Source organism: Paraburkholderia phenoliruptrix, assembly GCF_019511605.1.
Taxonomy (GTDB): domain Bacteria; phylum Pseudomonadota; class Gammaproteobacteria; order Burkholderiales; family Burkholderiaceae; genus Paraburkholderia; species Paraburkholderia phenoliruptrix_A.
Window position 1 is genome coordinate 85342 of record NZ_JAEUAV010000019.1, and the last position, 18624, is coordinate 103965.

Sequence of the window (18624 nt, forward strand, 5' to 3'; positions counted from 1 at the left end):
TTCGCGCTCCAGAAACAACGATGTCAAAAAGTCTTTACCGAGTATATCGCGCGGCCGGTATGGCGCTTGCCGCAGCCGCGCTCGTTGCATGCAGCACCGCGTCAGCCGTCAAGCCACTTCCCATTTCGCAGCTCACCAACGACGATCAGATTTTCGTCCAGTTGCGCGAAGCCGCCCGCAATAACGACGCAGCACGTGCGGCGCAGCTTGCAAGCATGATTCCGGGCTACCCGGCGCCCTCGTATCTGGAGTACTTCCAGATCAAGCCACAGCTATTCGATTCGTCCGGCCACGCGCGCGTCGACGCGCCCGACGCGCCGGTGCTCGCGTTCCTGCAGAAATACGACGGTCAGGCCATTGCCGACCGCATGCGCAACGACTACCTCACCGTGCTCGGCGCGCGCCACGACTGGCGCAACTTCGATCAGCAATACGCGCGTTTCGTGCTGAACGACGACACGCAGGTGAAATGCTACGCGCTGGAATCGCGTGCGTCGCGCGGCGAAAACGTGGCGGATGCAGCGCGCGCGCTGCTCGTGGATCCGAAGTGGTACGGCGACGGCTGCGTCGATCTGATTACTGTGCTCGGCGTGAACAGGCAGTTCAGCAGCGACGACATCTGGCAGCAGATCCGTCTCGCTTACGAACAGAACTATACGAACACCGGCAGCAAGCTTGTCGATGCGCTCGGCAATCAGGCGCCTGATCCTGTGCTGTTCAGCCAGGCCGCGAATACGCCGCCGCTGCTGCTCGCGCGCGGTGTCGGCGCCGACCCGCAAGCGCATCAACTGGCGTTGCTCGCGATCACGCGCATGGCGCGCAACGACCCCGCGATGGCCGCGGCCACGTTCGCGTCGGTCGCGCCTTCGCTGAATTCGCCGGAGCGCGCCATCGGCTGGGGCACGATTGCCTATCAGGCGGCTGCGAAGCAAATGCCGAGTGCAGTGGACTGGTACAGACTGTCGGCGAACGCGCCGCTTTCCAACCCCGCCTACGAATGGCGCACGCGCACGGCGCTTCTTGCCGGCGACTGGAACATGGTGCGCTGGTCGATCGAGCAGATGCCGGCTGCGCTGCGTAGCCAGCCGTCGTGGGTGTACTGGCATGCCCGCGCGCTCAAGCAGGCGGGCGACACGACCACCGCCAACCAGGAGTTCGAGTCGATCTCGCAGGGCTTTAACTTCTACGGCCAACTCGCCGCAGAAGAATTGGGCCAGAAGATTGCGGTGCCGCCTAAAACCACGGTCACCGACTCCGAAATCCAGCAGGCCGGCGAGACGCCGGGCTTCGACCTCGCGCGGCGCTTCTATGCGCTGAATCTGCGGCTCGAAGGCAATCGCGAATGGAACTGGCCGCTGCGCAGCATGAGCGACCGTCAGTTGCTCGCGGCAGCCGAATACGCACGCCGTATCCAGCTGTACGACCGCACCGTCAACACGGCGGACCGCACGAAAACCGAACACGACTTTTCGCTGCGTTATCTGTCGCCGTTCCGCGACATCGTGGAGCGCGATGCGCAGTCCACCGGACTCGACGTGGAGTGGGCGTACGGACTGATTCGTCAGGAGTCGCGCTTCATCATCAACGCGCGCTCCGAAGTCGGCGCGGGCGGATTGATGCAACTGATGCCGGGCACCGCGCAACTGGTCGCGAAGAAGATCGGTCTCGGCCCGATTTCGCGCGAGCAGATGAACGACATCAACACCAACATCCTGCTCGGCACGAACTACCTGTCGATGATCTACAATCAGTTCGATGGTTCGGCCGTGCTCGCCACGGCGGGCTACAACGCCGGTCCGGGCCGGCCGCGTAACTGGCGGCAGTCGTTGCAGCGGCCGGTTGAAGGTGCGATCTTCGCCGAGTCGATTCCTTTCCAGGAAACGCGCGACTACGTTAAGAATGTGTTGTCCAACACGGTCTACTACGCGGCATTGTTCGAAGGCCGTCCGCAATCGCTGAAGGCGCGTCTGGGTTATATCGCACCGTAAGCGCCGTGCCGCCGCTGCCAGCCCTGGCAGCGGCGCTCCACGCCAGCCGTTGCCGCGGCTTCCACCAGGGAGTCGAAAATGCGACATAAAGCCATTGCGATCATTGGCGGTTCCGGGTTTATCGGAAGCCACCTCGTCAACGCCCTCGTCGAAATGGGCAAAGAGGTGCGCATCGCCACACGGCGGCGCTACAACGCGCGCCATCTCACGCTCCTGCCCATCGACGTGATCGAAACCGATGTGTTCGATCCGGTGCAGATCGCGCGCTTTGTCGAAGGTGCGGACTGCGTCATCAACCTGGTCGGCACGTTGCATGGCAAACGCCGCACGCCCTACGGTCCCGAATTTGCGCGTGCGCACGTCGAGCTGCCTACGCGTATTGTCGCGGCTTGCGAAGGCAAGGGGGTGCATCGGCTGATTCATCTGAGCGCGCTCGGCGCGGACTCTAATGGTCCCAGCATGTATTCGCGTTCGAAGGGCGATGGCGAAAAGGCGGTTCACGCGGCCAATCTTGCGTGGACGGTGTTCCGGCCTTCCGTGGTGTTCGGTCCCGAGGACCAGTTCCTCAACAAGTTCGCGTTTTTGCAGCGCATCTTTCCGGTCATTCCGCTCGCCATGCCGGACGCCAGGTTCCAACCCGTTTATGTCGGCGACGTGGCCAAGGCGATCGTCAACGTCCTCGATCTCGACGCGGCCAGTGGCAAGACGTATGAACTCGGCGGCCCGAGCGTCTATACGCTGGAAGAGCTGGTCAAATATTGCGGCGACGTGATCGGTAGGCACGCGAGCATCATCCGCCTGCCCCTCGCGCTCGCGCGCATGCAGGCCATGACCTTCGAAATGGCGCCGGGCGAACCGGTCATCACGCGCGACAATCTCGATTCAATGAAACACGACAACGTGCTGAGCCACCCGCTCGCGCCCGAGCTTGGGCTCGAGCCGGCCAGCATCGAAACGATCGCGCCTGTGTATCTGACAGGCGCTTCATCGCGCTCGCGCTTCGATGCGTTTCGCGCGAGCGCGGGCCGCTGACTTTCTGCCCACCCAACTCCACTCTTCAGACGAACCGGCATGAAGCTGCTTATTGGCGACAAGAACTACTCATCATGGTCGATGCGGCCCTGGGTGCTGCTCAAGCATTTCGGTATTGCATTCGACGAAGTGCTGATCCATCTGAACCAGCCCGGCACCAATGCGGCGGTGCTCGCACATGCGCCGGACAGTCCGGGCAAAATCCCGTGCCTGGTCGACGACGCGGGCTTCGCCGTGTGGGACTCGCTTGCCATCGCCGAAACGCTTGCCGAGCGCTTTCCCGAACACGCGTTCTGGCCGCGCGACGCGGCGGCGCGCGCGCGTGCGCGCAGCGTCAGCGCCGAGATGCATTCGGGATTCGGCGAATTGCGCTCGAACATGTGGATGAACATTCGCGCGTCGTTCCCCGGCAAGAATGCGACGCCAGGCGTGCTGGCCGATATCGCGCGTATCGAGACGATCTGGCGCGACTGCCTCGACAGTTCGGGCGGCCCTTTCCTGTTCGGCGAATTCGGCATTGCGGACGCGATGTATGCGCCGGTGGCCATGCGCTTCAACACCTGGCAGCCGGCGCTGTCGGACACGTCGCGCGCCTATGTGGAGCGGCTCACGGCGCAGCCGGCGGTAAAAGCGTGGATTGACGACGCGCTGCGCGAGACCCACGCCGTTGCGTATCTAGACGAATGCCCATGAATATCTATGCAGTAGGCGGAGCGATTCGCGACGAGTTGCTGGGCGTGCCGGTGCAGGACCGCGATTACGTGGTGGTCGGCGCGACGCCCGAGCAGATGGTCGCGCAGGGTTATCGTCCGGTGGGCAAAGACTTTCCAGTGTTCCTGCATCCGCAGACGCACGAGGAGTACGCGCTCGCGCGCACCGAACGCAAGACCGCGGCCGGCTACCACGGCTTCCAGTTTTTCTATGCGCCCGATGTGACGCTTGAAGAGGACCTCGCGCGCCGCGATCTCACCATCAACGCGATGGCGCGCGAAGTGCGTCCCGACGGCGAACTGACCGGGCCGGTGATCGACCCGTTCGGCGGTCAGCGCGACTTGCAGGCGAAGCTGTTCCGTCATGTCAGCGACGCGTTTCTTGAAGACCCGGTCCGCATCTTGCGGATCGCGCGTTTCGCGGCGCGCTTTGCCGATTTCGCGGTCGCGCCGGAAACGCTCGCGCTGATGCGCAAGATGGTCGCCGACGGCGAGGTGGATGCACTCGTCGCCGAACGCGTGTGGCAGGAGGTGTCGCGCGGTCTGATGGAAAAGAAGCCGTCGCGCATGTTCGCGGTACTGCGCGAATGCGGCGCGTTGGCGCGAATTCTGCCGGAGATCGACGCACTGTTCGGCGTGCCGCAGCGCGCCGACTATCACCCCGAGGTCGACACCGGCGTACACGTGATGATGGTCGTCGACCACGCCGCGCAGCAGGGCTACGCGCTGCCGGTGCGTTTTGCCGCACTCACGCACGATCTCGGCAAGGCGAGCACGCCGAAAGACGTGCTGCCGCGCCATATCGGTCACGAAGGCCGCAGCGTGGATCTGCTCAAGCCCTTGTGCGAGCGCCTGCGCGTGCCGAATGAGTGCCGCGATCTGGCTTTGCTGGTGGCGCGCGAGCACGGCAATATCCATCGCGTGATGGAAATGGGGGCGGCCGCGCTCGTGCGCCTGCTCGAGCGCGGCGACGCGATTCGCAAGCCTTCGCGCTTTGCCGAAGCGTTGCAGGCTTGCGAGGCGGACGCACGGGGTCGGCTAGGTTTCGAGGCGCGCGAGTACCCGCAGGCCGAACGCCTGAGAGTTGCGCTCGTCGCCGCGCGGGGCGTGGACGCCGGCGCGGTCGCAAAGCGCTTCGCCGATGCGCCGGCCGGTATCAAGGACGCTGTGCACAAGGAGCGTGTGCGGGCGGTGGCCGCGGCGCTGGAAGGTGCCGTGGGCGGTAACGCGTGAGTGGCGCCGCTCGCGAGCGACAAACTCCGCTTTACAGAAGCCGCGCGATGAACGACAGCAGCATCGACAGCAACAGTGTCGACATGAACGGGAAATGATATTCGCGCCCAAAGAGGCGCACGGTCACGTCGCCGGGCATGCGCCCAATGCCCAGTTTGCGAAGCCACGGCCAGCAAGCCGACAGCACGGCGAGCGCGACGAAGGTGGTGAGCAGCCAGCGGATCATCGCGCAAGTCCTCGCATTACAACGTATGCGACCGGTCGCCGCTGGAAAAGGCCTGCAGCGTGTCGTCAAGGCCGCGCGAGAACGCGATCACCTTGAAGAGCTCGCCCATTTCGGCCTCCGACAGCAGCTTTTGCACCGCATTTGCCGCGGGCAGAAAGCGGGCGGTGTCGGCGGGGTCTATTTCGGAGAGCGCATCCGTAATGCCCGCGTTCAGCAGAAAGCGCGCTTGCGACGTGAAGCCGAGCAGGTCCGCGCAGGTTTCTACACCCGCTTCGGCGATGCCGGTGAATTCCACATGCGCGGTGATGTCCTGCAAGCCCGGATAGAGAAACGGATCGCCGTGCGCGCGGTGCCGGTAGTGGCACATCAGCGTGCCCTCGGCGCGCTGCGCATGGTAGTACTCGTGACGCGGAAAGCCGTAGTCGATCAAAAACGCCGCGCCGCGTGCAAGCATCGTGCAGATGGTGCGCGTGAAGGCACACGCGGCGTCGTGCATTTCGGCGATGTAGTCGGCGCCGGCCGTGTCGATTTCAGAGAGCCGCGCCAGGTCGGCGGGCGCAGTCACCGGGCGGTCTTCGAATGCTAACCAGCCGTCGCGCCAGACCACACCGCGCTCGTGCCACGCGCCGTTGGCCGAAGCGAAAAGCCGCACCGGCATGGCGTCCAGTACTTCGTTGCCGATCACCACGCCTTCGAAGCGCTCGGGCAGCGCGTCGAGCCAGCGCACTTTAGCCGCGAGCTCAGGCGTGGCGGCTTCGATAGTCTCGCGCTGGCGCTCGCGCAACTCGCCTGACAGATCGACAATCGAGTAGCTGTCGAACTCCACGCCCAGCGCGGCCAGCGCCTTCAGCACGCCCGCGGCGAGCTTGCCGGTGCCGGCGCCGAACTCCATCACCTCGCGCGTGCCGCTTGCCTGCAACGCTTCGGCCACGGGACGCGCTAGCGTCGCTGCAAAAAGCGGCGACAGCTCGGGCGCGGTGACGAAGTCGCTGCCGTCGTCGCCGCGCAGGCCGAATTTGCGGGCGCCGCCGCTGTAGTAGCCGAGTCCCGGTGCATACAGCGCGCGCTCCATGTAGCGGTCAAACGGCATCCAGCCGCCGGCCTCTTGCAGTTCGGCGCGAATCCGCGCAACGAGTGCTTCGGACTGCGCCAGCGCGCTCGGGCCGGGAGCAGGTAAACTATCGGGTTGGTGAGCTTTCGGATTCATTCCCGCATTGTAAATGACCGCTTCTACGGACACCGCCGCCGCCCGCGCGCCTGAAACGCCGCGTGTCGTGCTGATTACCGGCGCCGCGCGCCGCATCGGACGCGCGCTCGCGCTCGGTTTTGCCGCGCGAGGCTGGGACGTGGCCGTGCATTACGGCGCCTCGCGGCGCGAAGCTGAAGAGGTGGTCGAGGAAATCGTCGCGCTGGGCCGCAAGGCCGTCGCCCTGCAAGCGGAGTTGAGCGACGAAGCGCAAGTCGCGGGTCTGTTGCCGGCCTGTAGCGCGGCGCTCGGCCGGCCGGTGTGCATCGTCAACAATGCGTCGCGCTTCGAGGAAGACACGGCCCGCAACGTCGGCTACGAGTTGCTGCTGAAGCTGACCGCGATGAACCTGGGCGCGCCGCTCGTGCTCGCGCGCATGTTGTACGACGCGACGCCGCAGGCCGCGCTCGCCGACGAAAGCCTGCGCAGCGTGGTGATCAACGTGCTGGACCAGAAGCTGTACAACATGAACCCCGACTACCTGTCGTACACGTTGTCGAAGGCGGCCTTGCAGACCGCGACGGTTGCGCTCGCACAGGCGTTGGCGCCGAAGGTGCGGGTGGTTGGGCTCGCACCCGGTCTCACCATGCAGTCCGGCGACCAGACGGCGGAGAGTTTCGCCGCCGCTCACCGCGTCACGCCCTTGGGCCGCGCGTCGCGGCCCGAGGATATTGTGGCCGCCGCGCTGTATCTCGCGGATGCAAGCGGCGTGACTGGAACGACGCTGGTGGTCGACGGCGGGCAGCACCTCGTGCCGCTGCCGCGCGACGTAATGTTTTTGACGGGCGCCTGAAACACCTGCGCCCCTTTGCGTGCCACGCACGCTTTTTTTCGACTGGAACGAACATGTTTGCCGCTCTTTCGCATCCCCGGCTCGCCGATTGCCGCCGGCTCTTTCTGCGCAATTACGAAGTGCACATCAACATCGGCGTGCACGATTTCGAAAAGCGCGGCGAACAGCGCGTCGTGATCAACGTCGAACTGTACGTGCCGCTCGCGCTTTCCACGCCGGTAGCGGACAAGCTCGAAGAGGTGGTCGACTACGACTTTATGCGTTCGACCATTTCGCGCCGCGTCGAGCAAGGCCACATTCACTTGCAGGAAACGCTCTGCGACGACCTCGTTAAGACCATGCTCGAGCATCCGCAAGTGCGGGCTGCGCGCGTTTCGACCGAAAAGCCCGATGTTTATCCCGACTGCGACGCGGTGGGCGTCGAAGTTTTCCGCATCAAGGAGGACTGAGCATGAACGCTCCCGAAATCATGGACGACGCCACGTCCGCCGCACGCCAGAAGTCGCCGCTCACGCGCCGTGAACAGAAGGAGGCGTACGAGAACAACAAGCTCTTCAAGCGGCTTGCGCGCCAGGTCGGCCAGGCGATTGGCGACTTCAACATGATCGAGAACGGCGACAAGGTGATGGTGTGCCTGTCGGGCGGCAAAGACAGCTACGCGATGCTCGACATTCTGATGCGGCTGCGCGAGCGCGCGCCGATCGACTTCGATATCGTCGCGGTGAACCTCGACCAGAAGCAGCCGGGCTTTCCCGAGCACGTGCTGCCCGAGTATCTGAAGCAGCTCGACATTCCGTTTCACATCGAGAATCAGGACACGTACAGCATCGTCAAGCGGCTGGTGCCCGAGGGTAAAACCACCTGCTCGCTGTGCTCGCGACTGCGCCGCGGCATTCTGTACCGTGTGGCGGGCGAACTCGGCGCGACGAAGATCGCACTCGGTCATCATCGAGACGACATTCTGCAAACGCTGCTGCTCAACCTGTTCTACGGCGGCAAGCTGAAGGGCATGCCGCCCAAGCTGCAATCGGACGACGGCAAGAACATCGTGATCCGCCCGCTCGCCTACGTGAAGGAAACGGATCTGGAAAAGTACGCGGAGTTGCGCGAATTCCCGATCATTCCGTGCAATCTGTGCGGCAGTCAGCCGAATTTGAAACGCGCGGAAATGAAGGCGCTGATCCGCGACTGGGAAAAGCGCTTTCCTGGCCGCATCGAGAACATGTTCAATGCGTTGTCCAACGTGGTGCCTTCGCATTTGATGGATCACAAGCTGTTTCCGTTTGCGGGCCTGCGCGCGACCGGCGAGGCCGATCCGCAAGGCGACATCGCATTCGACGAAGAACCGTGTTCCAGCGATGCGAACGAGGGCGCTTCCCTTGGCGCGGCGAGGCCGATCTCGATCGTGCAGTTCGACAATATTTGACCGGAAAACCCGCAAAAAGGGCGTTTCGGCACTTGCTTGCGCTCGCAATATGGCCGCTTTCGCGGCCATTTCCACAAGAGGGTGCGTGATAGAATCGTCGGCTCCAAACTCGTCTATTTGCCGACGCCATGAACATCGTGATTTTGGCGGCAGGCACCGGTAAGCGCATGCGTTCGGCGCTGCCCAAGGTGCTCCATCCTCTCGCTGGCCGGCCGCTCCTCGCTCATGTCATCGACACTGCCCGCACGCTGAAGCCCACGCGCCTCGTCGTGGTAATCGGGCATGGTGCCGAAGCGGTCCGCGAGGCGGTGAGCGCGCCCGACCTGCAATTCGCCGTGCAGGAGCAACAACTCGGCACCGGGCACGCGGTACAGCAGGCGCTGCCGCTTCTCGATCCCTCCGTGCCCACGCTCGTGCTATACGGCGACGTGCCGCTCACGCGCGCGAGCACGTTGCAGGCGCTCGTCGAGCGCGCGGGTGAGCGCGCCTATGGCGTGCTGACAGTCACGCTCGCGGACCCCACAGGCTACGGCCGCATCGTGCGCGATCCGCAGGGCAATGTCTCGCGCATCGTCGAACAGAAAGATGCGAGCGCCGACCAGCTCCTCATCGACGAGATCAATACCGGGATTGTGGTTGCGCCGACCGAGCGGCTCGCGGGCTGGCTCGCTGCGCTGAAGAACGACAACGCGCAAGGCGAGTTCTATCTGACCGACGCTGTGGAAATGGCAATCGAAGCAGGGCTCGAAGTCGTTACCACACAGCCGCAAGACGAGTGGGAAACGCTCGGTGTGAACAGCAAGCAGCAGCTCGCCGAACTCGAGCGGATTCATCAGCGCAATGTGGCCGATGCGCTGCTGGTGGCCGGCGTCACGCTTGCCGACCCGGCCCGCGTGGACGTGCGCGGCACGCTCGAGTGCGGACGGGACGTGTCGATCGACGTGAACTGCGTGTTCGAAGGCCGCGTTACGCTCGCCGATAACGTGAGCATCGGGCCGAACTGCGTGATTCGCAATGCGAGCATAGGTGCCGGCACGCGGGTCGATGCGTTCACGCATATCGAAGGCGCGGAAGTGGGCGCGAACGTCGTGCTCGGACCTTATGCGCGGCTGCGGCCTGGCGCGTCGTTGAAAGACGAATCGCACGTCGGCAATTTCGTCGAGGTGAAGAACGCGGTGCTGGGGCACGGCTCGAAGGCGAATCACCTCACCTATATCGGCGACTCCGATATCGGCGCACGTGTGAATATCGGCGCGGGCACCATCACCTGCAACTACGACGGCGCGAACAAGTTCCGCACGATCATTGAAGACGACGTGTTCGTCGGTTCCGACACCCAGCTGGTCGCCCCTGTGCGCGTGAAGCGCGGCGCGACGATCGCAGCGGGCACGACGATCTGGAAGGATGTCGAAGCCGACGCGCTCGTGCTGAACGACAAGACGCAAACCAGCAAGACGGGTTACGTGCGCCCCACCAAAAAGAAGAGTTGATGAAGAGGCGAGGGCGGCGCGACGCGTGCCCCGCGAGATTCCAGCACTGAATAGGAATAGACCATGTGCGGCATTGTTGGCGCGGCAGCGCAACGAAATATTGTCCCTGTCCTGATTGAAGGACTGCGGCGCCTCGAATATCGCGGCTACGACTCGTGCGGCGTTGCCGTGCTCGGCGACAGCGGTCCGGCGCGTGCGCGCAGCGTGGCGCGCGTTGCCGACCTCGACGAACAGGTGCGCGACAGCCACCTGGGCGGCATTACCGGAATCGCGCATACGCGCTGGGCCACGCACGGCGCGCCGGTGACCGACAACGCGCATCCTATCTTTTCGAAAGATGCGCTTGCGTTGGTACACAACGGCATCATCGAAAACTACGAGGTGCTGCGCGAAACGCTGCGTGGCAAGGGTTACACGTTTGTCTCGCAGACCGACACAGAGGTTATCGCGCATCTGATTCACAGCCTGTATCGCGGTGATCTATTCGCCGCTGTGCGCGAGGCCGTGGCCCAGCTGCACGGCGCTTACGCGATTGCCGTGCTGCATAAGGATCAGCCGCATACCGTGGTCGGCGCGCGGCAGGGCTCGCCGCTAGTGGTGGGACTCGGCGAGGGCGAGAACTTCCTTGCTTCGGACGCGCTCGCGCTCGCGGGCAGCACAGAGCGCTTCATCTTCCTCGAAGAAGGGGACGTGTGCGAGTTGACGCTCGACGGTGTGCGCATTGCCGACCGCGAGGGCAACGAAGTGCGACGCGAAGTGCGCCAGGTCGCGGCCTACGGCGGCGCGGTCGAGCTCGGCCCGTATCGTCACTTCATGCAGAAAGAAATTTTCGAGCAGCCGCGCGCGATCTCCGACACGATTCCGCAATCGGATTCGTTCGATGCATCGTTGTTCGGCGAAGGCGCCGACAAGGTGTTCGCGGACATCGACAATCTGCTGATTCTTGCTTGCGGCACGAGCTACTACTCGGGGCTCACCGCGAAGTACTGGCTCGAATCGATTGCGAAGATTCCTACGCAGGTGGAAATTGCCAGCGAGTATCGCTACCGCGAGTCGGTGCCCAATCCGAAGTCGCTGGTCGTGGTGATCTCGCAGTCTGGCGAAACCGCGGACACGCTCGCTGCACTCAAGCACGCGCAGGAGCTCGGGCATCGGCACACGCTTGCGGTGTGCAACGTCAGCACGAGCGCGATGGTGCGCCAGACCGAGCTGGCGTTTCTCACGCACGCGGGCCGCGAGATCGGGGTTGCATCCACGAAGGCGTTCACCACTCAACTGGTCGCGCTGTTCGTGCTGGCTGTCACGCTCGCGAAGCTGCGCGGGCGCGTGAGCCCTGAGCAGGAAGCCGAATACCTGCGGCAGCTGCGACATCTGCCGGCTGCGCTGAACAGCGTACTGGCGCTGGAGCCGCAGATCATCGCGTGGTCGGAGGAATTTTCGCGCAAGGAACATGCGCTTTTCCTCGGACGCGGCATGCACTATCCGATTGCACTTGAAGGCGCGTTGAAGCTGAAGGAGATCTCCTACATTCACGCGGAAGCTTATCCGGCAGGCGAGTTGAAGCACGGGCCGCTCGCGCTCGTGACGGAGGCGATGCCCGTTGTGACGGTGGCGCCGAACGATGCGCTGCTCGAGAAGCTCAAGTCGAACATTCAGGAAGTGCGCGCCCGTGGTGGACAACTGTATGTGTTCGCGGATGCGGATACCAGGATCGTCAACGACGACGGCATTCATGTGATTCGTATGCCGGAGCACTATGGGCTGCTTTCGCCGATTCTGCATGTGGTGCCGCTGCAGTTGCTGGCGTATCACACGGCTTGCGCGCGGGGAACGGATGTGGATAAGCCGCGGAATCTGGCGAAGTCGGTGACGGTGGAGTGAGGGGATGTGCCTGGCAATATGGATTTTGCAGCCTAAACACTCCTAATCCAGCGACACCAAATCGCCCGCTTCGAAGGGGAAGTCCCGAAAAAGTGTTTGGGAATGAATCCTTCGAGCGGGCGGACCAAGGCTTCAGCCTTGGTCCCTCCCTCCCACTTCCTCTCTCGTTTCCGCGTGTTCCGCCGCCGCACCTCTCCTGCCACAGCGCCTCAGTGGGCAGCCGTGCGCACTCGCTTGATGACGTCACTGGCATGGTTGTTACCGTAGCTGCTCGTGATGACAATTCGGACACGAGGCAATCGCGTTCTCTCCGGTATCTTCGCCTCTGTCTGCCAAATCCGTGCGATGGTGCACGTCAAGATCGGCGCCCCGTCTGCGCGCTGGAACGGCGTCGACTGCCCGCATCCTTCGCATCTTCCCTCAGCTTGCTGCAGAACATCCACAATGACGTTCGGACTTCGCCTGAATGCGCGGGTAAGCACGACGACTTACTCTGGTTGCCTTCGAACGTTACCAGTCAACCTGATGAGAACCTGAAGTAGGTAGCCCGACCTCGTAGCACTGGGCGCAGTATCCAGCTAGCTGGTTTTGACCCGAGCAACAGAATATCAATCAGTCGCCTCGCGCTTTGCTGCCAGTCGAGAGAACGAAGCGACATTCGACACGCCGACCAGTGCGCTCAGTAAATGGAGCCGTTCCAGCTCTGCCCGAATGTCTCCACTGTCGATCGCGCGTAACACAAGCGACTTGATTGCCGCCTTGATGTGCTTGCGGATACTCAAACAGCTCCTGCCGACACCATCATCGACGATGGAGTTACAGCAGACCCGAAACGGTTGGACGTTAGCTCATTCGGTCGTGCCGACTGTGTTTCTGCCGCCTTTCTTCACTGCTGCAGTAGTCGGGTTAGCGACATAATGCAGATCTTCCAGATTCTTCGCAGCTTCGTCAGCCGACTCCAGCGACGGGATGATGCGACCCACGAGCAGCCCAAACCCAACGCTTGTCTTCACGTATTTGGTTTCGCCGGCATCCAGCTTGAATGACACCGTTTTCTCGGTCTCCGTGGCTGTCGATACGACATATTGCCCGGCGGGCTCATCGACATAGAAAAAACCTCCCGCTTGTGATTTTCCGACCGGTGTTCCGTTCAGGTTGATGGTCGGCTGCAAAGCAGCGCCAAACATTGAGTTAGAACGATAGAAATAGATTCGGCCTTGGGCCTCTTTCAACGTCGGGATAGAGGACGCGACTTCCTTGTATTGAGGACCGCTCGCGCAGCCGGACGCGACGAGCGCCACGAAAGCGCTGCCTACTAATGCCTTGAGCAACTTAGTCATTGATTCTCTCGATTGTTATGGATTGTGCAGGGGCAAGAGGTGAAAAATTGGACTCGCCGGGTAGGAAGAACCCCACTACGGTGTTTTCCTTTGTCACCAGGTACGCCTCGTGAACCTGACGGCCTTCGATGGTGAACACTTCGCCCATCGGTCGGAGCACAACGCCCTGCGCTATTGTCCCGACGGGCTGCCACACGGAGCCGCCATGCACCTCTCGCGAATAGCCAGACGAGAGCTTGACGGTAATGGAGTTGGCGACCCGAAAGCGCTGCTGCGTCGCAGTGACCGGTAAGAGTTCTGTGTTCTGTACCGGTAGCGACGGTGCGCATGCAGATAGCATCAGCACTGCACACGCTGATGTGAGGACAGCTTTAATGACCACGCTGAACGTTTCCCTGTAGTGTCCGGCAATTCTTTGTCGGCAAAACTGGGAAAAACTTAAGCGAGGTTGTGCGTTGCGATCGCGCGAAGACCTTAGCGACTGTGGGCCGGCTCGCGAGGCCTAGGACTTGGCCGTCTTTTCGACGCCCCACGCCACCCGAAGCGTCGACTCACAACTCCGGCCGAGCGAGGTCACTGGCGACGATATGCTCGCCCTACACCTGCGCGGCAGCGATCGCTTCCATCTTGGTCGGATACGGCCCAAGCTCCGGCGCGCCGTCGAACGGGAACAGCACGCGGCCGTCCGTCGTGCGAACCACCTTCAATACGCCGAAAAAGCGCCGATAGCCGGCGAGCTTCGACATCGCGGAAATTTCGAAGTCGTCCTCGGACGCTGCGGGGACACTGGGGATGAATACTGTCTTGCTCATACAGGGGACGTCTCGTTCGATAAAGCTGCTTTTGTCGCGAACGGCTGTTCGTCGACCGTGCGACCGCCATTGTCTCAAATCCGCAGAAGCCACATTTTCGCCCCGCGCCTAGTGACAAGTACGACGAATACAATCAAGTTCGCAACTAACTGACGCAGAGTGCCGCTCAAAAAAGCCCTGCTCGCAATCTGCGTCCGGGCCCAAAGCGCGCGCCAGGCGGCCCCGCGAGCCGATCCCTCGGTCTGAATCCGCATTCAACCCAGGACGTGCCTATTTTTGAGGCAGCGTTATAATGCCGGGACTTTTTCCTCAGACCTTTCGCCATGAGCCGGTTACTCTGCCTGATTCTGCTTTCGCTCGGCCTCGCCCAATCCGCGGTGGCCGAGGAAAGTGGCGACCGCGTGTCCGCGTATCTCACGCAGAAATTCGGCATCGCGAAGGAAAAGGCGGAAAAGATCTCGGATGCCGTGCAATCCGCGGCATCGAAATATTCGTTGCCGCCTGCGTTGTTGCTGGCGATTATTTCGATCGAGTCGCGCTTCAAGGAGAAGGCCAAGGGCGCAAACGGCGCAACCGGGCTGATGCAGGTGGTGCCGAGCGCCCATCGCGGGCTTTTGAGGAACGTGAAAGATCTGACCGAGCCGACGGCCAACATCGAGGTCGGGTCCGCGATCCTGTACGGCTACATGCGCTCGGCCAACGGCGACATGAACGCCGCGCTCAAGAGCTACGGCGGGTCTCAAGCGTACGCGCAGAAAGTCAGCTTGCGTGCCGGCGACTTCGCGAACGTTGCGCCCCATCCCGGTCTGGCGAAACAGTCTAACGCGCAGGCGGATACTTGCGACGCCCGCGTGTCCGCCCGTTGCGCGGACACGTTCGGCAACCGGACCAGTGCACTCGCCGCTCCGTCCGCTCGCGAGACGGGCAGCAATGAAGCTGCGCCCGGCGCGCAGACGTCGGCCGCGCTTGCTGCGCCGTCGAACTAAACATCGGCGATCTGTTTTACCGGCGGGCGCCTGCCGACCCGCCATTCGAACAGCGGCAGTTCTTCAAATAGGCAGATTGAGCACACGCGCCCGTCGCGTGCCGGACCGCATTGCACACGGCGCTTTGCACACGGCAGCAGCCACGCCTACGACGCCGATTTCGCCCGCTCGCTTCGCACCAAGAGTTGCCATCTCGCCGCGCACCACACGCTGAAAGACGGCAAGACGCGCACCGTCAGCTTCGCTGCACGCTTTTTACGCACGCACGGCAACCGCTCTACAATGCATTTCCTGCGCGGTTCCTCGCGCACTTAAGCAGCGTTTTTTCGATTGACCATGTCTACCTCGCTTTTCAAGACCACCGTCGCTTCCTTCTGCGGCCTGATGCTGCTCGCCGCTTGCAGCAGCACGCCCACCCCCAAGTTCCAGCAGGAACTGTTTGAAACCGGTGCGAGCCCCTACGCACGCAATTTCAATTCGAGCGTGACCGACACCTGCGAAGCCGCGCGCCGCGCGTTGCTGAGTCAGGGCTATCTGACGACGATGACGCGCAACGATACCGTCGACGGCACGAAGAATTTCCAGCCGTCCGGCGATACACACGTGGTGGTGGAATTTCATGTGGTGTGCACGCCGGGTGAGGAGGCGAGCAGTACGAGCATCGTCTATGTGAACGCGGTGCAGAACGGCTTCGCGCTCAAGAAGAGCGATACGTCGGCGAGCGTGGGGCTGAGCGTGCTCGGTTCTCTGTCGTTGCCCATCCGCTCCAACAGCGACGCGATGGTGAAAATCTCCAGCGAGACGATTCCTTCGGGCAAGTTCTACGACCGTTTCTTCGGACTCGTCGATCATTATCTGCAGACGGTCGTACGGACACAGCCTGTTGTCAGCGACCGCGTCGAGACGCGTCTGTTGCCGATGCCAATCGAGGTGGCCACACCGCCGGCAGCGGCAGCGGCACCGGCACCGGCGTCCGTGCCGGTCACAGCTACGGTGTCTACGCCTATGGCCGCGTCTCCTTCCACGCCCACGCCCAGCTCATTGTCTAACGCGACAGAAACACCGGACCTGATCGGCGAAGCCGTCGCTGTCCATCCAGCCAGCGAAGCAGGCGCGGTTCGCTAACCTAGCGCGTCGATGGGTAGCGCCACGACGCAGCAGCGCGCTCCGCTTGCAAAAGCAGCGCGCAGCGACAGTTCTCCTATGTCGTTTACTTTCTTCATATATATACGTAGTAGTAGTTAACAAGGGAAAGCCCGCCCTGTGGATAACCGCGGATTCTTCCGTTACATCAAGGTAATGCGAAGCCAATAACCGTGCGGGACGGTTCTGTAGAAAAACTACCAGCACGGGATAAGTTTCGCCGATACCGGCGCCGGACCGGTTTTATCAAGAATCGGCGCACAGGCTGTTCGCCGCTCTATCCCAACGTTATGCAAAGGCCAGTGTGGATAAGTGACATGCAGCGCCCGTTTCCGGCGAGCATCGCTTTTGTCTGTCTTTTGCTCGTGAGCGAACAGACGGCTTCGCACGTCGAGCGCAAGGTGAGAGGCGGCGGTACAAAGATTGCGTCGTTCTTTTTGCAAGCGCAGCTGTTGCTATTTAGTCAAAACAGCTTTGGTAATGCCCGACCTGGGCATAGAGTTAAAGTGTTTTCTGAAGTGATTGGTGCAGTGCGGGGGTGTGGAATGAAGCGCAGAACAGCAAGACAGTTGGTCCGTCTTCTTTCGGATATCCGGCATGCAGCTCATTGCAGCACGCTGCGGGCAGCAGCCACTAACCGGGAGATGGCGCTTGCGTCGGCCGAGCGGCAGGAAAGAGAAAGTGCGACCGACAGTCACGAACGTGACGACACCCCGGACGCGACGCACGAAGCACCCGCAAACAAGCCGACGAGGAGCGGGTCATGAGAGGCGCGAGCGAACAGTCGTTGCGATTCCTCGTCGAGAAGTGGCTCGCGCCTGCGCCTTCCGCGGTCGTGCATGTGACAGAATTCAGCCGCACTCGGGTGGGCGGCCGGCGCTACGTTCGAGTCGAAACCTCTGCTGGCAACGGCTCACGCGGACTTTTCTTCTTCCGTCATGACGACGGTTGCTGGTGCGTATTTCCGCCGACTGGCGACACCCAGCACCACCTGTACACTCATCCCCGGGCCGCCTGAGCGCAGCCAGTGCGGCAGAGGCGGCGGGTGCCCAGTCCGCCCGCCTCGCGGGCCTCGTTCGTAAGAAGCGCGCCCGTTTCCATCACGGTGAGCCCGACCGTCACTCACCTTGCGCTTTCGCGCGCTATAACCGCGCAACGGCGGTCCGGCTTCGGGCACAATTGCGCGCAATGACCGGCGCCTTGCGCATTGGCTGCCTTTGCCGCACCGCTAGACGGAGGCAACGAACCTGACGACGCAACCGTGCGTGCGTGCGTGCGACAAATGCGCCGGCACGCCGAGCGCGTCGACTGCACCGACCGCGCTGGCTGCGCCGAGCGCGTCGATTGCGCGAGCGGCAAACATCTCATCAGCCGGCCACATCTCAGGCAACCGATGGACGACAAAGACTGGATCGCCGGCGCCGCGAAGGCTCTGGCGATCATCGAGGCATTCGACGAAGAACACGCGCGCATGACGCCCACTGCGGTGGCCGGCCGCGCGGGTCTGTCGCGCACGGCGGCGCGCCGCTATCTGCTGACGCTGCGCGAACTCGGCTACGTCGACACCGACGGCAAGCTGTTCTGGCTCGCGCCGCGGGTGCTGCGCCTCGGCCAGTCGTATCTGGACTCGGCGCGTTTGCCGCGCACCGTGCAGCCCTTCCTGCAGCGCATTACGGCCACGCTTCAGGAGACGGCGCTCGTGGCGATTCTCGACGAACACGACGTGGTGTACGTGGCCCGCAACGGCGTCAATCGCGCGATGGCGGTCGGCTTCGTGCTCGGCTCACGCGTGCCGGCGCCTTTGTCGTCGGCGGGGCTGGTGCTGCTCGCGTTCCAGGCGCCGGAGAACATCGAACAATGGCTGGCGTCGTATCCGATCAAGGTGTTCACCCCGCACACTTATGCCACCGTCGAACGGCTGCGCGAAGTGCTCGGCGAAATCCGCCGCAATGGCTATGTGGTCACCGACCAGCAACTCGAACTCGGCGTGCGCGGCGTCGCGGTGCCGTTGCGTGACCGGCACGGCACGGTGGTCGCCGCGATCAGCGTGAGCATGCCGATTGGCGAAGAGTCGGCAAACGCCGCGCTGCACCGCGTTCTGCCGACGCTGCTCGACACTGCCAGCTTGCTGCGCAATCTCGTTTGACGTCGGTTAGGTGATTTCCCGTATACGGGTTTTCTGAGTGAAAGCGTGTCGAAAGCAAGCTGTCTCCCGGAAAATACATATCCGGTTTTGCGCATGACAAACCGCCTACGCCAGGTAATACTCTCCCGCGGGGAGCGGTAAGGCTCCTGAGCCCTACCTGCTTCACCGTGCA

General features: G+C 62.7%; 20 protein-coding genes. 14 read left to right on the forward strand and 6 right to left on the reverse strand.

Translation table 11 applies throughout. From position 1 onward, the window contains the following. Window positions 1–20: 20 nt before the first annotated feature. From JNB89_RS21945 to JNB89_RS21960, 4 genes are all read left to right on the forward strand, one after another. Entirely contained in the window at window positions 21–1988 is a 1968-nt protein-coding gene (locus JNB89_RS21945; protein ID WP_135892653.1) for a lytic transglycosylase domain-containing protein, read from the forward strand. A 78-nt stretch (window positions 1989–2066) separates the two neighbouring features. Further along, a complete protein-coding gene (locus JNB89_RS21950; RefSeq protein ID WP_220363572.1) occupies window positions 2067–3020 on the forward strand; it encodes a complex I NDUFA9 subunit family protein in 954 nt (317 codons plus the stop codon). 39 nt (window positions 3021–3059) lie between these two features. After that, on the forward strand, window positions 3060–3713 hold the full coding sequence (locus tag JNB89_RS21955) for a glutathione S-transferase family protein (protein ID WP_220363573.1): 654 nt from the start codon (window positions 3060–3062) through the stop codon (window positions 3711–3713). Then, entirely contained in the window at window positions 3710–4963 is a 1254-nt protein-coding gene (locus JNB89_RS21960; protein WP_220363574.1) for a multifunctional CCA addition/repair protein, read from the forward strand. The genes JNB89_RS21955 and JNB89_RS21960 overlap by 4 nt, the downstream gene beginning before the upstream one ends. Before the next feature lie 31 nt (window positions 4964–4994). Here the strand turns inward: JNB89_RS21960 and JNB89_RS21965 are convergent, their stop codons facing one another. After that, entirely contained in the window at window positions 4995–5189 is a 195-nt protein-coding gene (locus tag JNB89_RS21965; RefSeq protein ID WP_006052570.1) for a DUF2905 domain-containing protein, read from the reverse strand. A 16-nt stretch (window positions 5190–5205) separates the two neighbouring features. After that, complete coding sequence (locus tag JNB89_RS21970; protein ID WP_220363575.1) at window positions 5206–6396, reverse strand: class I SAM-dependent methyltransferase; 1191 nt, start codon at window positions 6394–6396, stop codon at window positions 5206–5208. 13 nt (window positions 6397–6409) lie between these two features. On the opposite strand from JNB89_RS21970, the gene JNB89_RS21975 reads away from it, so the two are divergent. The 5 genes from JNB89_RS21975 to glmS all read left to right on the forward strand — a co-directional run bounded on the left by JNB89_RS21975 (window position 6410) and on the right by glmS (window position 12025). Next, entirely contained in the window at window positions 6410–7228 is an 819-nt protein-coding gene (locus JNB89_RS21975) for an SDR family oxidoreductase (protein ID WP_220363576.1), read from the forward strand. Window positions 7229–7281: 53 nt separating this feature from the next. Next, complete coding sequence (locus JNB89_RS21980; protein WP_013340786.1) at window positions 7282–7677, forward strand: dihydroneopterin aldolase; 396 nt, start codon at window positions 7282–7284, stop codon at window positions 7675–7677. A 2-nt stretch (window positions 7678–7679) separates the two neighbouring features. Continuing rightward, window positions 7680–8654, forward strand: coding sequence for a tRNA 2-thiocytidine(32) synthetase TtcA (ttcA, locus tag JNB89_RS21985; protein WP_220363577.1), 975 nt, complete (start codon window positions 7680–7682; stop codon window positions 8652–8654). A gap of 128 nt (window positions 8655–8782) precedes the next feature. Continuing rightward, window positions 8783–10144, forward strand: a complete 1362-nt coding sequence (gene glmU / locus JNB89_RS21990; RefSeq protein WP_135892658.1) for a bifunctional UDP-N-acetylglucosamine diphosphorylase/glucosamine-1-phosphate N-acetyltransferase GlmU — start codon at window positions 8783–8785, stop codon at window positions 10142–10144. A gap of 63 nt (window positions 10145–10207) precedes the next feature. After that, window positions 10208–12025, forward strand: a complete 1818-nt coding sequence (glmS, locus tag JNB89_RS21995; protein WP_013340783.1) for a glutamine--fructose-6-phosphate transaminase (isomerizing) — start codon at window positions 10208–10210, stop codon at window positions 12023–12025. 258 nt (window positions 12026–12283) lie between these two features. Here the strand turns inward: glmS and JNB89_RS31440 are convergent, their stop codons facing one another. From JNB89_RS31440 to JNB89_RS22015, 4 genes are all read right to left on the reverse strand, one after another. After that, window positions 12284–12439 carry an HNH endonuclease gene (locus JNB89_RS31440; RefSeq protein WP_431026597.1) on the reverse strand — a complete coding sequence of 52 codons (156 nt, stop codon included), beginning with the start codon at window positions 12437–12439 and terminating at the stop codon, window positions 12284–12286. A gap of 194 nt (window positions 12440–12633) precedes the next feature. After that, complete coding sequence (locus tag JNB89_RS31130; RefSeq protein WP_223216826.1) at window positions 12634–12807, reverse strand: hypothetical protein; 174 nt, start codon at window positions 12805–12807, stop codon at window positions 12634–12636. Between the two features lie 66 nt (window positions 12808–12873). After that, on the reverse strand, window positions 12874–13365 hold the full coding sequence (locus tag JNB89_RS22010; RefSeq protein WP_220363579.1) for a DUF2846 domain-containing protein: 492 nt from the start codon (window positions 13363–13365) through the stop codon (window positions 12874–12876). Window positions 13366–13961: 596 nt separating this feature from the next. Beyond that, a complete protein-coding gene (locus JNB89_RS22015) occupies window positions 13962–14177 on the reverse strand; it encodes a DUF6723 family protein (protein ID WP_220363580.1) in 216 nt (71 codons plus the stop codon). A 323-nt stretch (window positions 14178–14500) separates the two neighbouring features. On the opposite strand from JNB89_RS22015, the gene JNB89_RS22020 reads away from it, so the two are divergent. From JNB89_RS22020 to JNB89_RS22035, 5 genes are all read left to right on the forward strand, one after another. Then, entirely contained in the window at window positions 14501–15163 is a 663-nt protein-coding gene (locus JNB89_RS22020; RefSeq protein ID WP_220363581.1) for a transglycosylase SLT domain-containing protein, read from the forward strand. A 336-nt stretch (window positions 15164–15499) separates the two neighbouring features. After that, on the forward strand, window positions 15500–16288 hold the full coding sequence (locus JNB89_RS22025; protein ID WP_220363582.1) for a DUF2242 domain-containing protein: 789 nt from the start codon (window positions 15500–15502) through the stop codon (window positions 16286–16288). A 335-nt stretch (window positions 16289–16623) separates the two neighbouring features. After that, window positions 16624–17073 (forward strand): hypothetical protein, encoded by a 450-nt coding sequence (locus tag JNB89_RS22030; protein WP_220363583.1) that lies wholly within the window; start codon window positions 16624–16626, stop codon window positions 17071–17073. After that, window positions 17070–17324: a hypothetical protein gene (locus JNB89_RS31135; RefSeq protein WP_220374478.1), complete on the forward strand. Its 255-nt coding sequence runs from the start codon at window positions 17070–17072 to the stop codon at window positions 17322–17324. The genes JNB89_RS22030 and JNB89_RS31135 overlap by 4 nt, the downstream gene beginning before the upstream one ends. Before the next feature lie 375 nt (window positions 17325–17699). Further along, the gene (locus JNB89_RS22035) at window positions 17700–18452 is read left to right on the forward strand and encodes an IclR family transcriptional regulator domain-containing protein (RefSeq protein ID WP_220363584.1); all 753 of its coding nucleotides are present in this window, start codon (window positions 17700–17702) and stop codon (window positions 18450–18452) included. Window positions 18453–18624 lie beyond the last annotated feature (172 nt).

Excerpts from the sequence above, each read along its gene's own strand:
- JNB89_RS21955 (WP_220363573.1), top strand. The coding sequence starts at position 3,060 with ATGAAGCTGCTTATTGGCGACAAGAACTACTCATCATGGTCGATGCGG.
- JNB89_RS22010 (WP_220363579.1), bottom strand. The coding sequence starts at position 13,365 with ATGACTAAGTTGCTCAAGGCATTAGTAGGCAGCGCTTTCGTGGCGCTC.
- JNB89_RS21975 (WP_220363576.1), top strand. The coding sequence starts at position 6,410 with ATGACCGCTTCTACGGACACCGCCGCCGCCCGCGCGCCTGAAACGCCG.
- glmS (WP_013340783.1), top strand. The coding sequence starts at position 10,208 with ATGTGCGGCATTGTTGGCGCGGCAGCGCAACGAAATATTGTCCCTGTC.
- JNB89_RS22025 (WP_220363582.1), top strand. The coding sequence starts at position 15,500 with ATGTCTACCTCGCTTTTCAAGACCACCGTCGCTTCCTTCTGCGGCCTG.
- glmU (WP_135892658.1), top strand. The coding sequence starts at position 8,783 with ATGAACATCGTGATTTTGGCGGCAGGCACCGGTAAGCGCATGCGTTCG.
- JNB89_RS21945 (WP_135892653.1), top strand. The coding sequence starts at position 21 with ATGTCAAAAAGTCTTTACCGAGTATATCGCGCGGCCGGTATGGCGCTT.
- JNB89_RS22035 (WP_220363584.1), top strand. The coding sequence starts at position 17,700 with ATGGACGACAAAGACTGGATCGCCGGCGCCGCGAAGGCTCTGGCGATC.
- ttcA (WP_220363577.1), top strand. The coding sequence starts at position 7,680 with ATGAACGCTCCCGAAATCATGGACGACGCCACGTCCGCCGCACGCCAG.
- JNB89_RS21980 (WP_013340786.1), top strand. The coding sequence starts at position 7,282 with ATGTTTGCCGCTCTTTCGCATCCCCGGCTCGCCGATTGCCGCCGGCTC.
- JNB89_RS31440 (WP_431026597.1), bottom strand. The coding sequence starts at position 12,439 with ATGCGAAGGATGCGGGCAGTCGACGCCGTTCCAGCGCGCAGACGGGGC.
- JNB89_RS21965 (WP_006052570.1), bottom strand. The coding sequence starts at position 5,189 with ATGATCCGCTGGCTGCTCACCACCTTCGTCGCGCTCGCCGTGCTGTCG.
- JNB89_RS22020 (WP_220363581.1), top strand. The coding sequence starts at position 14,501 with ATGAGCCGGTTACTCTGCCTGATTCTGCTTTCGCTCGGCCTCGCCCAA.
- JNB89_RS22030 (WP_220363583.1), top strand. The coding sequence starts at position 16,624 with ATGCAGCGCCCGTTTCCGGCGAGCATCGCTTTTGTCTGTCTTTTGCTC.
- JNB89_RS31135 (WP_220374478.1), top strand. The coding sequence starts at position 17,070 with ATGAGAGGCGCGAGCGAACAGTCGTTGCGATTCCTCGTCGAGAAGTGG.
- JNB89_RS21950 (WP_220363572.1), top strand. The coding sequence starts at position 2,067 with ATGCGACATAAAGCCATTGCGATCATTGGCGGTTCCGGGTTTATCGGA.
- JNB89_RS21970 (WP_220363575.1), bottom strand. The coding sequence starts at position 6,396 with ATGAATCCGAAAGCTCACCAACCCGATAGTTTACCTGCTCCCGGCCCG.
- JNB89_RS21960 (WP_220363574.1), top strand. The coding sequence starts at position 3,710 with ATGAATATCTATGCAGTAGGCGGAGCGATTCGCGACGAGTTGCTGGGC.
- JNB89_RS22015 (WP_220363580.1), bottom strand. The coding sequence starts at position 14,177 with ATGAGCAAGACAGTATTCATCCCCAGTGTCCCCGCAGCGTCCGAGGAC.